The organism is Paenibacillus sp. FSL H7-0716 (assembly GCF_038002705.1).
Classification (GTDB): Bacteria; Bacillota; Bacilli; order Paenibacillales; family Paenibacillaceae; genus Paenibacillus_AQ; species Paenibacillus_AQ odorifer.
Window position 1 is genome coordinate 396,685 of record NZ_JBBODA010000002.1, and the last position, 17,159, is coordinate 413,843.

The 17,159-nt window shown below is 41.3% G+C and carries 20 protein-coding genes; 5 read left to right on the top strand and 15 right to left on the bottom strand.

The genetic code is table 11. From position 1 onward, the window contains the following. Positions 1–96: 96 nt before the first annotated feature. The 3 genes from MHH60_RS04695 to MHH60_RS04705 form a co-directional block, all read right to left on the bottom strand. On the bottom strand, positions 97–1,074 hold the full coding sequence (locus tag MHH60_RS04695; protein WP_076134591.1) for a phosphotransferase enzyme family protein: 978 nt from the start codon (positions 1,072–1,074) through the stop codon (positions 97–99). A gap of 248 nt (positions 1,075–1,322) precedes the next feature. After that, positions 1,323–2,246, bottom strand: a complete 924-nt coding sequence (locus MHH60_RS04700; RefSeq protein ID WP_076134592.1) for a helix-turn-helix transcriptional regulator — start codon at positions 2,244–2,246, stop codon at positions 1,323–1,325. A 277-nt stretch (positions 2,247–2,523) separates the two neighbouring features. Then, the gene (locus MHH60_RS04705) at positions 2,524–3,705 is read right to left on the bottom strand and encodes an MFS transporter (RefSeq protein ID WP_076134593.1); all 1,182 of its coding nucleotides are present in this window, start codon (positions 3,703–3,705) and stop codon (positions 2,524–2,526) included. 183 nt (positions 3,706–3,888) lie between these two features. Between MHH60_RS04705 and MHH60_RS04710 the strand changes: the two genes are divergently transcribed. The 3 genes from MHH60_RS04710 to MHH60_RS04720 all read left to right on the top strand — a co-directional run bounded on the left by MHH60_RS04710 (position 3,889) and on the right by MHH60_RS04720 (position 5,710). Then, positions 3,889–4,749 carry a LysR family transcriptional regulator gene (locus MHH60_RS04710; protein WP_232061427.1) on the top strand — a complete coding sequence of 287 codons (861 nt, stop codon included), beginning with the start codon at positions 3,889–3,891 and terminating at the stop codon, positions 4,747–4,749. 80 nt (positions 4,750–4,829) lie between these two features. Continuing rightward, entirely contained in the window at positions 4,830–5,231 is a 402-nt protein-coding gene (locus MHH60_RS04715; protein WP_076134595.1) for a VOC family protein, read from the top strand. A 119-nt stretch (positions 5,232–5,350) separates the two neighbouring features. Beyond that, a complete protein-coding gene (locus MHH60_RS04720) occupies positions 5,351–5,710 on the top strand; it encodes a hypothetical protein (protein ID WP_081388938.1) in 360 nt (119 codons plus the stop codon). 408 nt (positions 5,711–6,118) lie between these two features. Here the strand turns inward: MHH60_RS04720 and MHH60_RS04725 are convergent, their stop codons facing one another. The 7 genes from MHH60_RS04725 to MHH60_RS04755 all read right to left on the bottom strand — a co-directional run bounded on the left by MHH60_RS04725 (position 6,119) and on the right by MHH60_RS04755 (position 11,576). Then, positions 6,119–7,264 carry a hypothetical protein gene (locus tag MHH60_RS04725; RefSeq protein WP_076134596.1) on the bottom strand — a complete coding sequence of 382 codons (1,146 nt, stop codon included), beginning with the start codon at positions 7,262–7,264 and terminating at the stop codon, positions 6,119–6,121. Between the two features lie 205 nt (positions 7,265–7,469). Further along, positions 7,470–8,027 (bottom strand): AAA family ATPase, encoded by a 558-nt coding sequence (locus MHH60_RS04730; RefSeq protein WP_076134597.1) that lies wholly within the window; start codon positions 8,025–8,027, stop codon positions 7,470–7,472. A gap of 296 nt (positions 8,028–8,323) precedes the next feature. Next, a complete protein-coding gene (locus MHH60_RS04735; RefSeq protein ID WP_076134598.1) occupies positions 8,324–8,677 on the bottom strand; it encodes a hypothetical protein in 354 nt (117 codons plus the stop codon). Positions 8,678–8,995: 318 nt separating this feature from the next. After that, positions 8,996–9,763 (bottom strand): nucleotidyltransferase domain-containing protein, encoded by a 768-nt coding sequence (locus MHH60_RS04740; RefSeq protein ID WP_076134599.1) that lies wholly within the window; start codon positions 9,761–9,763, stop codon positions 8,996–8,998. Positions 9,764–9,873: 110 nt separating this feature from the next. Continuing rightward, on the bottom strand, positions 9,874–10,164 hold the full coding sequence (locus tag MHH60_RS04745; RefSeq protein WP_143766672.1) for a hypothetical protein: 291 nt from the start codon (positions 10,162–10,164) through the stop codon (positions 9,874–9,876). 297 nt (positions 10,165–10,461) lie between these two features. Beyond that, positions 10,462–10,815: a VOC family protein gene (locus MHH60_RS04750; protein WP_076134600.1), complete on the bottom strand. Its 354-nt coding sequence runs from the start codon at positions 10,813–10,815 to the stop codon at positions 10,462–10,464. 149 nt (positions 10,816–10,964) lie between these two features. Further along, the gene (locus MHH60_RS04755; protein ID WP_076134601.1) at positions 10,965–11,576 is read right to left on the bottom strand and encodes a DedA family protein; all 612 of its coding nucleotides are present in this window, start codon (positions 11,574–11,576) and stop codon (positions 10,965–10,967) included. A gap of 84 nt (positions 11,577–11,660) precedes the next feature. Here MHH60_RS04755 and MHH60_RS04760 point away from each other — a divergent pair, with 84 nt between their 5' ends. Together MHH60_RS04760 and MHH60_RS04765 are read left to right on the top strand one after the other, a co-directional pair. Beyond that, positions 11,661–13,106, top strand: coding sequence for a hypothetical protein (locus tag MHH60_RS04760; RefSeq protein WP_076134602.1), 1,446 nt, complete (start codon positions 11,661–11,663; stop codon positions 13,104–13,106). A 245-nt stretch (positions 13,107–13,351) separates the two neighbouring features. After that, positions 13,352–13,564, top strand: a complete 213-nt coding sequence (locus MHH60_RS04765; protein WP_038572647.1) for a hypothetical protein — start codon at positions 13,352–13,354, stop codon at positions 13,562–13,564. Positions 13,565–13,642: 78 nt separating this feature from the next. Here MHH60_RS04765 and MHH60_RS04770 read toward each other — a convergent pair whose 3' ends face one another. The 5 genes from MHH60_RS04770 to MHH60_RS04790 form a co-directional block, all read right to left on the bottom strand. Continuing rightward, positions 13,643–13,954 (bottom strand): hypothetical protein, encoded by a 312-nt coding sequence (locus MHH60_RS04770; protein WP_076134629.1) that lies wholly within the window; start codon positions 13,952–13,954, stop codon positions 13,643–13,645. Between the two features lie 120 nt (positions 13,955–14,074). Continuing rightward, a complete protein-coding gene (locus tag MHH60_RS04775) occupies positions 14,075–14,950 on the bottom strand; it encodes a cysteine ABC transporter substrate-binding protein (RefSeq protein WP_076134603.1) in 876 nt (291 codons plus the stop codon). Between the two features lie 19 nt (positions 14,951–14,969). Then, positions 14,970–15,725, bottom strand: coding sequence for an amino acid ABC transporter ATP-binding protein (locus tag MHH60_RS04780; RefSeq protein WP_076134604.1), 756 nt, complete (start codon positions 15,723–15,725; stop codon positions 14,970–14,972). Between the two features lie 22 nt (positions 15,726–15,747). Further along, positions 15,748–16,425, bottom strand: a complete 678-nt coding sequence (locus MHH60_RS04785; protein ID WP_036683130.1) for an amino acid ABC transporter permease — start codon at positions 16,423–16,425, stop codon at positions 15,748–15,750. Next, entirely contained in the window at positions 16,406–17,071 is a 666-nt protein-coding gene (locus MHH60_RS04790; protein ID WP_076134605.1) for an amino acid ABC transporter permease, read from the bottom strand. The genes MHH60_RS04785 and MHH60_RS04790 overlap by 20 nt, the downstream gene beginning before the upstream one ends. Between the last annotated feature and the right edge of the window lie 88 nt (positions 17,072–17,159).

The window sequence follows — 17,159 nt, forward strand, 5'->3', positions numbered from 1 at the left end:
TACGGTCCGATACGGTCAAGATCAAGTAAAAGGCAGGCGGTCATGCAGCTGCCAGATTGTGATTATCGAGCCATCGTTTCCCGTTAATTAAACAAACTATTCCCAGTAAGGAGTCCCACTAAAAAGAAATTCTTCTTTATTTACATATAACTTAAATTCTCGACTTGCTAATCTACTAATGTGACTGGGTAACCACTCATTAGATTCAGGCAACCCAAGCCAAAAATTCATTGTTTCGAGTTGGGCCGCTACAAAGAAGCCTTCTAACTGTTGAACATAGTTATGAGGCAGGTCGAATTGTTTGGCGTATGATTCTAGCAACTGGCTTCTGAACGCTGGGTGGATATAAGAAAGTGTCCAACCTAAATCGAATAAATAATATCCGAACCCGCAAGCACCAAAATCAATGGCTCTAGCTTCTTGTTTATGAAACACAAAATTACTTGGAATCAAGTCTGCGTGAATTATCCCCCAGTTACCAGGCGTTCTTTCTATATCGTTCATCATTAAAATTGCACGTTCACCGGCCAATTGCAGAATTGCCACATCATTTTTATTGAGCTCACCACCGTCAGCAAGCTGTTTGAGCTTTTCTAATGATTGTGAAATTCTAGTATTATCAAAGGATGGTCTAGTAAATGATTGCGGAACCTTCCAAATAGCTGATTGTTTATGAAGCTTTCCGATCAATTCGCCTACGTACTCGGCATCATTGACTGTTGGAACAAATTGTTTTTGCTCACCCTCCACCCATTTTACCAATGTACAGTTCATGTCAGCTATCTTAGTAACATATTCACCAATGTTATTTTTTATAGGTGACGGTAACACCAGATCAGTATCATTTATTAATGATTCCAGCCAAATCATTTCTGAATGAATGACTTTTTCCTCAGACCAAATCCTTTCCATCGAATCATTTTTTGATAGATGTATCCGCAAACTATAGCAGTTACTTTCTTCATCTGTCACTTTATAGATAGTGTTTGCATTTTGACCAATATGATCTATTGATTGATAAGTAATTGAATAACAAGTTAATGCTTCTATTGCAACATCATGAGTATTTAACATGTTTTCCTCACTCCCCCTGAAACAACCGAATAAGGACATCGTACCATGACTTTTTCTAATAGTTCGGGAGAGAACTCTTATATTTATATTTTATCCACCACTTAGTTGATTAAGGTAACTTAGCCGTTAGTTGAATAAAGGCAGCCGATCACATTTACTGACGGGCTGCCTTTATCGTGTTTATTGAACTAGCGTTTCCCGTTAGCTTAACGCCATTGCCTATGCATCACCAATCTCCGTTAACGTGTCTACTTTACTTTATTTAATAAGTTTGTCACCATTCTGCTCAATGTCCCTTGATCGACGAAAGGAGCAAGGCTTGCCAGCAGATCTGGGCTAATATGTTCAGCTTCGACTCCACTAATTAACTTCTCGAGACTTTCCCTGTCCAGAAAAGGGGCGAGGCTTATGATCCGGTTCGCATCAATAGTGCCATCTGCAACCCGGTCTACCAAGCGGCTTAACGTTTTTCTGCTAATAAAGGGTGCCAGCCCTTGAACGAAATGCCAGCTCAAGCTACCCTCTTCTGTTTGTTGAACCAACCGATCTACATGTTCTCTTTCAAGAAACGGGGCAATTCCAACAAGATTGTGCACTTCTAAGGAACCGTCAATCGATTTATCTACCAGTCGGCTTAATGTGTCGCTGCTGACGAACGGAGCGAGTCCAGTAATGACATTCCACACAATTTCGCCCTCTTCTGCCTGACGAACCAGTTCATCCAATGTATCTGTTCCCAGGAACGGAGCCAGCCGCATGATCAAGTCTAACTTAAGGACGCTGCTGTCTAATCGTTCTGTAACCTTATGCAGAGCGCTTGCTTTTACAAACGGTGCTACTTCAACAAGTTCTTCCACCTTCATCTCACCGATATTGACCATCTCTGCAACTTGGTCCGGCCTGTTCTCTGCGATCTCCTCAACGATCGTTCCTAGGTGAAGGTGCTCCCGATTTTCTGCGTTGTCTCCTGCATTTAAAATGTCATCTACCGTTTTGCCGAATAACCTCGCAAACTGCGGAAGCGTCCCGATATCCGGTAGCGAGTCGCCCCGTTCCCATTTCGATACCGCTTGATGACTTACATTCAGTTGATCGGCAAGTTCCAATTGGGTCAAATCCTGGTCTTTGCGAAGCTTCGAAATATAAGCTCCAATTTTACGCAAGTCGAGCATTGTATACCTCCAATAAAACAAAATGTACAGTGCGCACTGTCGAAAACAGCATAGCATTTCCTCAAACGCAATCCTATCAAGCGGTGGTTGAATTTTCACAGGCGCTTTATTCAACTGTCGGTAGAATTGTCCACTTTTGTCATTTTCATTTATAGGTTTTTTTCTACAAATCACTTCCATTATCCTGCCCGCTAGTTGAATTACACCACGTACGTTCACAGGTCCATGCAAGCACAACTTCACTAATTGAACAACATGAAGCTATCACACGAAACCTTTAATGGAGACGAGAAATGGATGGATAACTTTTTTTATTTCCTATAGCCATTTGAACGATAATCTGAAGCACGATGATTACAGCCAATCCATAAAATGCTTGAACGAAGCTGCCTGTTGCATCGTGCAGCCAGCCAATGGCTAGCGGCCCAAGCGCTCCGAGAATGTAGCCACCAGATTGGTTCATTGCGGACCAGCTACTGGCTTCCTGAGCATTACTTGTTTCATCAATGGGCAACATCAGTGCAATCGGGAACAGCCCTCCCGCCCCAATACCGAGTGGAATCGCCGCGAGCCAGGGGCTAACGGATAGGTTAAGCATCAGGACACCCATCAACTCCAATAAAGCACACCCGACAAGCCAGAATACACGTCTTTGGTAATGATGTACAAGCATCGGAATGAACAAAGTAGAGGGCAGCGATATCAATGTAAATAAAGTTTGGATTTTGCCGGCAGTCTCTTGGCTATACCCCTGGCTTTGGATCGCTGGCGCAAGCCAAGCGGTCAACGAATAGAAGATCGCTGCCATCAGCCCGAAGAATAATGTCAGCACCCAGGCACGTCTGTTGTTCACCGGAAGTGGTGCATTGAGTACACTCGAGATTTTACCGGATTGGCGATCTGTGCGAGCAGACCTGGCTAGTCTCAACCAGATCGGCAATGCAATAGCTGCGAGTAATGCCCATACAGCCAACGAGCCTCTCCACGAACCACCCAGCGTATGCTGTAGCGGGACCGATAGTCCCACACTAATGCTGGCCCCCATCACCATCGCTGTAGAGTAAATACCCACCATGGATGCCACTCGGTCAGGGAAGTACTGCTTAATGAAGCTGGACAAGAGCGGCCCTGCCAATGCAATCCCTACACCGGATAGAAAAGAAGTGAACATCATCAAAGGAGTTGTACCAACAAACCATCGTAATCCCGTACCTAACCCAATGAGAATTAAAGCCAGAACAATCGCGCCCTCATTTCCCCACTTTCTACTTAATCTTACGGAGAACGGAGCAAATATACCCATACATAATACCGGAAGTGTGGTTAACAGACTGGCGGTAATCCCGCTTATACCCAAATCATTCTGGATGGTGCTCATTAGAGGAGAAATGGATGTAATGGGGGGGCGTAAATTCAGTGAAGCCAGAATAAGCGCCAAGACGATATAAAAAATTTTCATTATGAATCACCTCATGGTAGTAGTATCGATGCATTCACCGATGACCCTTTTTGTTAATAACAGATCTTTGGTCGGTGCACGATTAAGTATAGAATCATTAGAATGATTGAACAATACTATTGTTTCTATTAAAATGATTACTAAAACCAATGATTAGAGGTCATTCTTATGGAGATTCGTCAGATGGAAAACTTCATTGCTGTGTGTGAGGAGCTTCATTTTACACGAGCAGCTGAGAAGCTTGGCATATCTCAGCCTACGTTAAGTCAACAAATACGCGCGCTCGAGGATGAACTCGGAGTTCCCTTATTTGACCGAGTCGGCAAAAAGATTGTGATGACTCAAGCAGGAAATCTGTTTTTGGAGCACTGTGTACAGATGATTCGGCATTTACAGAATACCCAGGATGCGTTAGCTGAATTACGCAATGATCAACGAGGTCGGTTGGTAATTGGTGTTCTCCCTTCCGATCTAGACTACCGGCTCACCCCATTGCTCGTGAATTTTCATACGCGATTCCCCAAGGTGCAGCTGAAGGTTATCTCATCGATCTACGTCTTGAATCAAGTACTGGATAATGAAGTAGACATCGGGATCGAGATCACCTCTGCTCCAGATGATCGGCTTGTACGCATTCCCTTGTGCAGTGAAGAATATGTACTTGTCGTTTCTGAGAATCATGATTGGGCTGAACGAAGCACGATCGTAATCCAGGAACTGCGTAATATCCAAACTGTGATGTTCCCCGAAGGATTTACAGGCAGAGAATTGGTTGATGGCTATTGTCGTAAATATGGATTCAGCTTAGATACGATCATGGAGACCAGTTCGGCAACTTCCATTATTAGCTTGGTGAAAGCCAATGTCGGAGGAACATTGCTGCCTTACCGTTTGATCCAAGCAATGAATGAACCAACATTACGCTGCATCCGAATTACAGACGATCCGCCATATCGTCACTTTGAGATCATTCATCGGTCCGACCGTTTTCTGACAAAATCGGCCAAGGCATTTATTGAGAAAACTATCGAGTATTTCAACTAAAGGTGAGATGCGAAAGAGATCGCTTCTGCTGCCAGAAGTAGAGTATAGTAGGAATGAAAATATATTAGGAGGCTACAGCCATGTCACAGGAGATTTGGATTAACCTGCCAGTCAAAGATGTTGAGAGGTCAACTGCCTTTTTCAATGAGATTGGATTTCAAGCGGTGAGTGTTGGGAACGAGAGAGCTAAGCTTGTTATAAGTCAAACAACAATTCTGCTGTTCCCGGATGCGGCGTTTGAGAAATTTACTGGTTCAAAAACCGCAGATACTTCCCATAACGCTGAAGTAATATTCTCCATTGGTGCTGAAAGCAGAGAAGAAGTAGATGCCTTTATCCAAAAAGTAGAGGCTGCCGGAGGAAACATCTTTGGCAAGCCAAGTGAGACTGACGGTTGGATGTACGGCGCAGGATTTGCCGACCTGGACGGTCACCGCTGGAATCTGCTGTACATGGATGAGAGCAAAATGCCAAAACGCTAAATTTGAAGCGAAAAGCCAACACCGACAAATCCAAGATATCCAAGATATGGTGTAATGATTCTGGCTTATACGTTGATGAAAAGAGCTGGGGAACGGAATGAATAAAGAAAATAGGGACTTTGCTGAACGAGTTCGATGATTTAGCTGGTCAACTGTACCTAAACATTGAATCAAAGTGGACTATATTTGATTCAGTTCCCTCTCAATACCCTAGCAACGAAAGTCGAATTGCAGATGTTTCTGAGGAAGAAAAATACAGTCAGATCATAAAGATGAGACGTGAAAAGATTATAGATATACAATTGGGAGACAGCACTCCACATTTAATTATAAGCTTTGAATCGGGAAGCATATTATTTGGTATTGGTTTTCATGAGAAGTATGAATGTTGGCAGGTGGGAGTAGAATCTGATAACTGGCTAGTTGTTGCAAGTCCAATGAATGGAGTTGCTACATGGACTTCAAATAAATTTGAATAAAAGAAAAAACACTCCATTGTCAGGAGTGTTTTTTTGCTTTATATACGGATATACATTTGTGGTCAAACTGTACTTTGTGTTTGGACACATTACGGTGAACTGTATTATATTCAAATATCGTGGCTACGCTATCCTACCTGTTCATTAAAAAAAGCAGCTGATCGCTTTGACTGACGGGCTGCCTAATCGTATTTGAGATAACGTCTCCTGTTAGCGTAATGCAATCAGTAAAAAACTCACCCCTACCTACGGTTCACCGCTTTGGTTGAAGCGGTGAATTTTGGATCCACTCTTATATAAACCGAGCACTCATTTTCGGCACGTGACAATTTTCCCAATTAGCTTTTATGAACGCACGATGTATGAGCGAGCGTGTTGTACTTGAGATAATCATCATATTACTGATCGTCACTCTGCTGTGAATTGTTGTGTTGAGTTCACACCCTCCACAACTTGGCCGCTAGACAGATAGTAATCTCTTTGCACTGAACCGTCTGTTTTGGTGCTATTGACCACAAAGACCTGGCCTACTTCTATCGGCATCAGATAGTTATCGTAAGGAAGATAATTGTCCACCAGCGGAAGGTCTTGGACATCTTCATAGGCGTCCTCCAATCGCCAAAATTCTCGATGGGCGTAATCCTTGAACCCGTTCAAATCCTGCTTACCAAAATAAGATGCTGCATATTCCTTGCCCTGTAAGGAGATGTAATCTGCTCTGGATGGCTCAATATCTTTAGCAATCTTGCTTAGGTTCTCAGAATAAATGTTAAAACCATAATGCTCCTGTAATTGATTGGCCATACAAGGGATGGTTTGGGTAGTATAGTCCATTTCATCAAGCCCGGTATGTGCTGAGCCGTAAATGCCCATGACACTCTCGTTGCTCAACTTTTCAAATTCTCGGATAAAATTTTTGGTCATCTTGTTTTCCCGATATACACCGTCTTCTTTGCTGTAAAAAACACGACCTTGCCGGATCGCTTCCATTGTTAAAGTATACTTCTCCGATTCTCCCAGATCGTTTGCCGCAAGATAAGATAAAAAGCGGCTCCCGGTAATATCATATTGATGCCCGATGTCTGTACCGTGGAAAATCGTCTCAGGACACTCGCTCTTTATTTTTTTGTAGAACTCTTTGATATCAGGGTTGTGATTAAGTGTCCGTTCCCAATCATCATAAATCTCCTCTAAAATATCGTCATTGTCCGACTGCATCCATAGATTCAAGTATTCGGCGGTAAAATAGGACAGCTCGACGAATAAGTGCCTCATGCCCTCGTTATGGTAGTATTGAGACCACAATTTATATTCCTTGTCCAATATCTTGGCTACGCCGTGTGCTTCACCGTACAGATAAATGCTGCCAGATGCTTGCGTCACCACAGGTACATCCTTGGTCGGCTGCGCAGACTTGCTTGCTGTCTTGCCTGCGGTGGAATTATCGCAGGCAGTAAGGCTACTGACCACAAGTATAACGATCAGGGCAAGCAGCAAAGGTTGTACAAGCATCATTTTCGCTTTGGCTACGAAGGTGAGATTATAGTCATTCATAAACTAGGATCAACCTTTCATGTTCATTTATAAATCCATAATTTGGTGTTCCCTAGCTGATGCAAGATTTCCTGCTATCTCATCTTCAATTCTATATAGATTAAGGGGAAATGTGTCCTTTAGTGCAACGAAGGTAGCCGTTCATATAGACCAGCTACCTTCGTTTTAGATTAAGCTATTGTTTCCCGTTAGTTTAACAAGAATCTTATAAAGCGAATCTATTTTTTATGATTTCAGCAACTTCACGAGCGTTGATTTTCGTATTGTTTATTCTCAAATAGTTTTCTTTTATAATTTCTCCCTCTAACGAGTTCAATCGATGTAGCTCCATTGTCTGTTTTAAATCCTGTTCAGAGAATGTGAGATCTCTCTTTGTCGGTTTATGTTCAAGTCTATGGGGAGTCTTGTTACGCTCTATTCTCTCCTCGAGATCGGCTTCAAGCTCAACAAAATAGACATCCGCACCTTGATCCTCAAATATTTTACAAATTTTATCGACATAATCCCAATCGCTCTGCAAATCGAATCCCCATACATATGTGAATATCATTCCATACATTTTACTGGCGGCTGTTGCTTCAAATATATCCTGACGGAATTTATCCGATAATCCCCACATTTCACTACTGAAACCAAAATAAGGAGCCAGCAATTCTATCGTCATATGATTGTGGAACAATTTTAAATCAGATATCATTTCCAGTTCATGCCCCACTGTCATTTTACCTACTGCCTGAGGACCAAATATCAAAACAAATTTCATGATATCACCACTTTTCGAAGTCATTTTAAAAATAGTACCACAATTGGTAAAGTTTTATTGCACTAACCTGCCTGTTAGCTTAATAAAAAAAGCAGGATACCGAAGCACCTGCTTATCAATGTAATGTATTATTCAACTATAGTTTCCCGTTAGTTCAGTAACAGACAGTCTGAAGAAAGCAGTAAAGAGAGGAATTTCTCCCCTACTTAATTCAATGATTAATTGATACATTTTTGATTTGCCTCGCACATGCACTTACATGAGATCCCTGCATTACTTTGTTGGGAATATGAATACTAATCTTCTGGCATTTGCCAACCCCTTTCCTCATCCCAAATGGCATCCGTATCATCTAGATGCACATGCCAATCCCCATTAGAAATACTTCTTCTAATATCCGTCAAACAGGTCAACCAATAAAACAACGCATGCAATGTATCTTCAAAATCAGCTGAAAAGGGTAGCTTTGTTGAACCTGCAAAGATCACTGTTGGTTCATCCTGCTCATAGTCATAAACACAAAATGTTTCTCCAATATCCTTCATTTCAAAACCCACAATGTATTTATCAATGATGGCCGTTATCTCTTGCTCCTCACTGTTGGTAAGGTTATGGTTTCTCATACAAGTGTAATAAACAGAAATCCCCATGCTACATTTCTCCTTTTTATAATTTTTAACAACGATCACTCAAGAACTTACGTTCTTATTCATATTAATCCATTGTAAGTAAATATTCATTGCATTAACCTGCCCGTTAGCAGAACGAAGCTGCCAAATCAAGTCGGCAGCTTCGTCTTGGCGTTATTAAGCTATAGTGTCCCGTTAGCTTAATAGTCTTAAGTTTTAATTAGAGTCGCTGCTTATTGTGAGGCTTGCCAAACACCTAACGCAGTGACGTCCTGACGAGCTTATGGGGCTGGATGTGGTCACTCGCTTCTCAGAGTGACCCGGAGCGTCAATATGGTGTTAGCCGAAGGAAGTTCTGGAAGCAGCCATTGCATTTAAGGCGTTCTCAAAATAGTTATATACTTCATCTGCAATTCCCAGAAACTCTTCAACAAGTACATTACTATCCAAGTAACAAGCATACAGATAATCAACTAATGCGGAGTCAATCTCACAATATTTTAATAGGGCATTCTTCATCTTAATAATGTCATCTTGCCATACCCCTGTATCTTCTAAAACCAAAGAGTATAATGCACGAATTAATCTCTTAGAGTAACCTTTAATATATCTAGTTTTCATTGTGTTATCACTAGCATTAGAAAGTGAACTATGTATACGATCTACTTCCTCCTTGGTCTCTGTATTTAAGTCTAAAATGAACTCTGGAGAAATAATTATCGGTGGTACTTTTTCACCAACGTCATGACCATATAGGCAAACACAAATTATCTTTACCCAAAAACCCCACTCATTTGGTTTACTTAATACATCTTCAATCGAGCAAATTATCGTATCAATCTTAGTTACTACTGGATATTCTTCCAAAAGCCTGTCCTTAATATTTGACAATCTTTCGTAATCAATATCTTTGGGATTTACACATACAATAGTAAAGTCTGCATCTGAATTAAAAGGTTTAGCAGTTCCTTTTGGAATCGAGCCACACATATAAATGCTATGAATCTTACCCTTGAATTCGGTAAGTATATTATCTATATACTTATCAACAAAATCCTTATATTCACTTTGTATTACAATTCTATTTATAACTTTTTCTAATATCATATAGACTCCTCCTAAACTAAGAACTTCTTTCGACTAACGTCTTTTTGCGAACTTCGTAAATTCGTCACGACTTAAGTTATTCGCGAAATTATTCAACTATCGTCTGCCCGTTAGCTTAACGGAGCATCGATATTATTGTTATTATCTGATTTAGGATGAAGACGATTTTCTATTACAAAAAAATGATTAAAAATACCAACTACTCGTATTTTATTATCTGCCTCTCCAAAAATTTTTGTTTCTGCTGTCATAAAAATAATCTGATGTGTGAGACTTGATGATTTCAAGTCATTAATAGTATGAAAGCAATTTGAGCTTTCGGAACTGTCACATTTAAGACCGTGAACCTTAAGGAGGTAATTATCATAATCTTGACTACTTGGTTTTGTATAAGCCATCACAAATAATAATATGGAAACGATTAGGAAAGCATATTTCTTCTTGATAAAGGCACCTCATCTCTTATGGATAATCGTACCATATAATACCGCATTTAACTGCCAAATAGTGCTTTTGAATACCTAAATGCCATATCTAATGGGACGATCTTCCTCCTGTAAGGTAATATCCCAATAACAGGTTTAAAGTACCCTCTGGTCATTATCACTTTAATATCCTTTGAATTAATAATATTTCCATTTAATAAAATCTGCCCATTAATTGAACAATCAAGATTTCTGCACGCCGTGGCCACTCTTCTAATGTCTATGCTCAAGGATGTTGATAAGTTTGCCAAACGGGTCGCGGACATAGAATCGCCGAACACCCCAAGGCTCATCAACAGGCCCATATTCTATCAGAAATCCAGCTTTCTTCATGCTTTCAAATGCAGTGTCGACATCATCGACTTCAATTGAAAGATCAGGCGTAGACGTTTCTGAGCCACCCTGTGAGGCGAAACTAATCTGGATGCTCATCTCCTCGTCTAAACCATAAGTTCTAATCCAACCATGATCCATCATTAAATCAAGACCGAGCACATCCTCGTAGAAGCATTTAGCTGCCGTGATATCCTTCGTGTTTATATTGGCGACGATTCGTTTAACCTTCATTTCAAACCTCCCAGACATAAGTAGATTAATCTTGAATATAGAATACATTCAACATATAACAGTTAGTTCTAGCATCGACGTTCCTAACCTTTATTTATCCATAATAAGCTGCGAGGCTCACCGAGCAGGAATCACCCGAAGAGTTGTCATTAAGTCTGGTTACGAAATCTCCGTACCAACCATCTCAACACAAGAAGCACCACGATTCCACAAATGGTATAACTGATTGGGCGAATAAATTGCTCAACGATACCCCAGTTGTCACCTAAGCGGTATCCCAGATAGATCAAAGCTAAGTTCCACGGGATACAGCCGAGTGCTGTAAATGTTATGAATCTCCAAGCTTTCATTCCAGCAACCCCTGCGGGCAGTGAGATAAAAGTACGAATAAAGGGCAACATACGAGTAAAAAATACGGTACTCTCGCCATAACGCTCGAACCAACGCTCCGATTGCTCCAAATGATGCTCATTCAAGAGAATATATTTTCCGTATTTCTCTAATAACCGGCGTCCACCAGCCTTACCAATATAATAGGCAATGATGGAACCCAGTAGGTTTCCGAATATCCCAGCAACTGCAACTTCCATAAAAGTAAGCGAGCCTTGCGCAATCAGCCAGCCACCGCTGAGCATAATCACTTCGCTGGGAATGGGAATACAGGCACTCTCTAGAATCATCCCTAACCATATGCCCCAAATGCCCATAGAATTAACAAGGTGAAGCGCTGTTTCAGATATCCACGTAAAGAGTTGATGCATGAGTGTTCACTCCGCTTCATAAATTTTACTGTTCCTTAAGAAAGTCTCGTTATAATTGAACAAAAAACGGGGGGAAACAAAATAATGATGAAATTCAATATACACAAATGTTTGTATGGCATATTCGTTATAGCCGCTATCTTGCTGATGTTCCCTAAATTTTCTTACAATGATCCCGATACCTTCTGGCATATAGAGCTAGGGCAATATATGATCGAGCACGGACAAGTTCTACATCATGCCATACATACTTTTTACGGAGATAAGCTGCCCTACGTCCCTCATGAATTCGGATTCCAGCTGCTCGTTGCCCCGCTTTATGCAGCTTTTGGATGGCCGGGTGTGTATATTTTGACCGCTGTATGCTTGTTCTTTTTAGTGCTCGGATTGCTTCGGCTGGGTAAGGTTTCACGCAAAGAACTGGGACTTCAAGAAGACCATGTTCTCCTGCTCCCTTTTGTGCTGCTAATTTCTTGCTGGATTTATTATAATTATTTCAAAGGCCGTCCACAGATGATCTCTTCGTTTATGATTGTCTGGTTTTTCATATATTTGCGTGAATATCAAATGAGTTCTCAAAAGAAATATGCCGCTGCGATGATTGCTCTTTCTATTGCCATTGCCAATTTCCATGCAGGAGTATGGCTTGTAATTGCTGTATTTACAGGGATGGCTCTGCTTGAATCCTTGATCCAAAAAACGCTGAATGGGCGTAAAATCATAGTCTTCATTCTCGTCTGGTTAGTTGGCATTCTAAATCCAGGCGGCGTAAAAAGTCTCTTGTTTATTTTGACAGTTACGAAAAAGAACTTTAACCTGCTGATCAATGAATGGCAGCCGATTCGGTTCAATAGCTTGGAGAATTTGCCCATCTTACTATTGCTTTTGTTCTTTGCCTGTACACTTCCTTTTGCACTCCAGCGTAAACCGTTCCGCTTTTTTCTTATGCTTGGGATTCTATACCTCGGTGTATCAAACTTCAAGCAAAACCTGTTTATGTGGCTGTTCATCCCCTATTTTGCAGCTGTATTTTTTGATGCGCTTCCTGAGTTCACCAAAACAGGTATTCTAGTCCGACAAAGTACATTACGAGGGGTACTGGCAGTTGGCCTGCTGCTAAACATTGCTTATCTATTCCTTGTACCACCAGTTATTGACGCCAAAAAATATCCTGTAGATGAAATGGACTATATTCTGCAGCATACATCTGAAGGTACACGACCCAAAGTTCTCGCCCACTACGGTTCATCCGGCTATGTCATGTTTCGAGGGGGAGATGTGTTATGTGATGGCAGACAAGATCCCTTCGTGACAAAAGATTCTCTTGGCGTATTGGGTTGGACTGCTTTTGAACGCTCGATGCACGGATTCTCTGAATACCTTCCCGAGATCGTTAATTACGATCAGCCCGATTATGTAATTACGAGCAAAAATGTCTCATATAAGCTACTCAAGGAATGGACACAAAAATTCGGTCAGCCCGTATTTACAGGGACCTATGGCAGTGTCTTCTCGTTTATCCCAGAGTGATGATCCGGCTCATTAATTCCTCACTCTGTAGAACGTAAAAAAACGCTGACCTGAGGCAATCTAGCCTATAGTCACCGATCCGCAAATAAGTATTCTGATTAATAACATCCGCATGGTAAGAATATACATAATTACGACAAATAAGAAAAATAAGTTAATAAAATATCAAATCTAGCGTTGATTGTTCCTAAATTGTATAGTATTTTATGGAAGAAAGGTAATTTAAAAGAAGGGAGGAATTAATAATGGACAAGATGTGTATGGAAATGATGATGAACATGTGTATGGATGATATGATGTCTAAGATGAACTGTATGAAGATGGGCATGGAAAAAATGTCTGAAATGGGCATGATGGATATGAACATGGATATGATGATGAAAAAAATGCAGGACTGCGATGAAATGATGACTATGTGTATGACAATGATGCGCGAAGGAATGCAAATGTCTAAGTAGCCTATAGACCATCGTAAGTTTGGCAGAGCAGACTAACTGCATGCCTTTTTTTATTTTCTATTACAATGTGGGCTTAAATTATATCCTGATATATCTACTCTGAATCTTCTTCGATAGATTAATCCGTTCCTGCTTTAACTCCCAGATTTTCTCTTTCCACCGATACTGCTCTACTGGATCCGCACTTTCCCTCAGCTTATTAAATAAATCCATTAATATGGCATTTACATCGTCGAATTGACTCCACAGCTCTTTCACACTTTGTTCTGTTGTCTCAGCATGAGAAGCCTTACTCAGCTTATTCAAACGGTCTATAATGTCAGCTTGCCACTGTCCATCGTTAATTGCTTTGGCGTAGTTTAGAAGATCCAGATAATCATCGACAGACATTTTCACCGACTCCTTATTCTTTGTATACCCAGTATTATACTCGGCATTATAGAAATTGCAATAGTCTATCTGCAGAAAAGGCATCTTCTCAGATGCCCCCGCAATGTTATTCCCAATCCGTTACTGGATTTTCCCGCCTTCAACGACAAGCTCATCGGTATATCCTTCACCGTAAATTTCATTTAAGGTTTCTTTGTAGGCTTGATGGATAAATTGTTCTTTACCAAGGGTATCAAGTTCTGTATTAATCCAATCCAGCAATTCCTTATTCCCCTTTGCCACTGCTGGAGCTATTGTATCCTGACCCCCAAAAGCAGGAATGCTGACCGTAAATCCAGGATTCGATTTAGCCCAAGCAATGAGTTCTGTATTATCGTTAGCGATTGCCGCCCCCCGACCATCTTTAAGCGCTGCAAAAATCTCGGTGTACTGATCGAATTTGAGCAATTCAATATCCGGATATTCTTTGGTAAAATAGGTTTCCGCTGTCGTACCTTTAGCTACAATGAGCTTTTGCTTGTTCCCTTTTAATTGATCAATGGAAGTGATTGGAGCACTGTCTGGGGATACGATCCCAAAGGATAATTTCATGTACGGATTAGCAAAATCCACTTTTTCTTTTCTTTCCTCGGTGACCGTAAAGTTAGCCATAATGATATCAACCTTACCTGATTCAAGATAAGCCACGCGGCTGGCAGCATCAACTAACACAAATTCAACCTTCGATTCATCCCCTAGCAGATCCTTGGCAAAGCGTTTGGCAATATACACATCAAACCCTTGGTTTTTACCCTCAGCGTCCACATAACCAAAAGGTGGTTTGTCTGCAAATACGCCGATCTTAATCTTCCCTTTCTTCTTTAGCTGTTCAATAGAAGTGAATTTAGAAGATGCTGAGTTTCCGTTGTTATCCGAACTATTGCCGCAAGCAGCTAATCCCATCAATAATATACTTACACTTACCAGCATCGTTAGCCATTTCAAACTTTTCTTCATTTCTCTTCCTCTCCTATTTCTATAATTTTTCGTACTGAAATATATCCAGAAAATGCTGGGCACGTTCTGTCGCAGGGTGGGTAAAAAATTGTTGGGGGGCAGCGATCTCACATATCTTTCCTTGATCCATAAACACGATCCGATCCCCAACCGATTTGGCAAACCCCATTTCATGAGTCACGATGATCATCGTCATTCCTTGCTGAGCAAGCCCTAAGATCACATCAAGCACTTCCCGAACCATTTCCGGATCCAAGGATGCCGTCACTTCATCAAATAACATAATCTCCGGGTTCATACATAAAGCTCTTACTATAGCTATTCTCTGCTTTTGTCCACCGGAAAGCTGGCGTGGATAGTCCAGTTTACGCTCTAGCAGCCCAACCCGCTCTAAGAGCTGTTCCGCTTGCTGCGTTGCTTCTTTAAGCTCTCTCTTTTGTACTTTCAGAGGACCTAGAAGAATGTTATCCATAACCGTCATATGCGGGAATAACTCATAATTTTGAAAGACCATTCCGATATGCTGCCTAACTTCACGCCAATCTACAGCAGCCCCCGCAAGGTTCTGCCCGCGATATTGTATCGCCCCTTCCTGAACCGGTTCCAAACCGTTAAGACAACGCAGGAACGTACTTTTTCCACAGCCAGAGGGACCGAGAATAACGATTACTTCTCCTTTTTCCACCTGCAATTCAATGCCGTCCAGAACCTTTCGCTCTCCAAAATATTTGTGTAATTGTGTAACCTCCAGCAGGAGTTCTCCGGAATCTGCCATTACAACCGTTCCTTCCTAAGCCTTAATTTTGCCATCTGCTTTCAACTTTTTTCGAAAGTCTGGATAACGGAAAACATACAGAAAAATATAATATAAAGATAAAGCCGTATACCCAGAATGAAGCGGTGGGCGCTTTTATCACGCCGAGTTCAATAATTTGCTGCCCGATCTTTACCACCTCAATCACTCCAATCAGCACCACCAGTGATGTTGTCTTGATCATTCGTGTGGCAAGATTAATCATTCCCGGCAGCATTCTGCGTACAGCCTGCGGGATCAAAATATGCCGATAAAGTTGACTGCTGCTCAGACCTAGCGCCCTGGCAGATTCCACCTGATGTTTTGGCATAGATTGCAAAGCTCCACGAACAAGATCCCCAATCTCCGCAGCTCCCCATAAGCTGAACACCAATATAGAGGTAGCCTCCCCGCTGATATCGATATGAAGTAATGGAGAGAAACTGAAATGTACTACATACAGCCACACTAGAATCGGAATAATTCTAAAGGTCTCCAAATAAAGACGTAATATAAACCTTAATGGCCTCGATCCCAGCGTCCGGAGCAATCCCATAAGGATACCTAATAACGTACCGATTCCAATAGAGAGAAATGAAATTTCAATCGTTACAAGTAAGCCCCCTAACAATCGTTCGAAATTAGAACCTTCAAAAAGCACCTCAATCCCCGAATTCTGCATATCTCACCTTCCTTTCCACCCAAGTCAATAAAAGCGATAGGGGCAGGACTAACACCAAATAGGCGAGTACCAGAAGGAGCAGAGACTCCGCTGTTTTGTAATGCATGCCGATCAAGTCTTTTGCCACATTCATCAAATCCATTAAAGCAATGGCACCTACAATAGAGGTCTCCTTCAGCAGAAAGATCGCATTTGCCCCTAAAGAAGGAATACTTATCGCAAAGGCTTGAGGAAAAATAACATATCTGACCAGCTGCAGCTTAGACAGTCCAATGCTCTGTCCTGCTTCAATCTGAGATAGGCTAACTGCCTCGAACCCACTTCGAAAAGCCTCCGTCATATAGCTCCCGCCCAAAAATGTCATGCCTACAATCGCACAGGTCATCTCACTAAAGTGAATTCCGATCTTAGGTAAGCCATAGTAAAGAAAAAAGAGCTGCACAAGTAAAGGGGTGTTCCGTGAAAGCTCAATGTAGATCTTAATAACCTCACTGACGATTTTGACCTTATAGTACAAGACGATACTGGACAGTAATCCAAAAAGAAGTGAGAATACAATAGCTAACAACGCTAGCTTCACTGTCAGCCACATCGCCTCACCATAAAGCGGCAAACTCTCGTAGATAAACTCCCAGTCTAAATTCATATCTGAGTAACCCGATCCCCTTTTCTTAATTTCTAATAATTATCAAAATCTTACATTAAACCTTACGCGTGGTGATATGATTTTATTC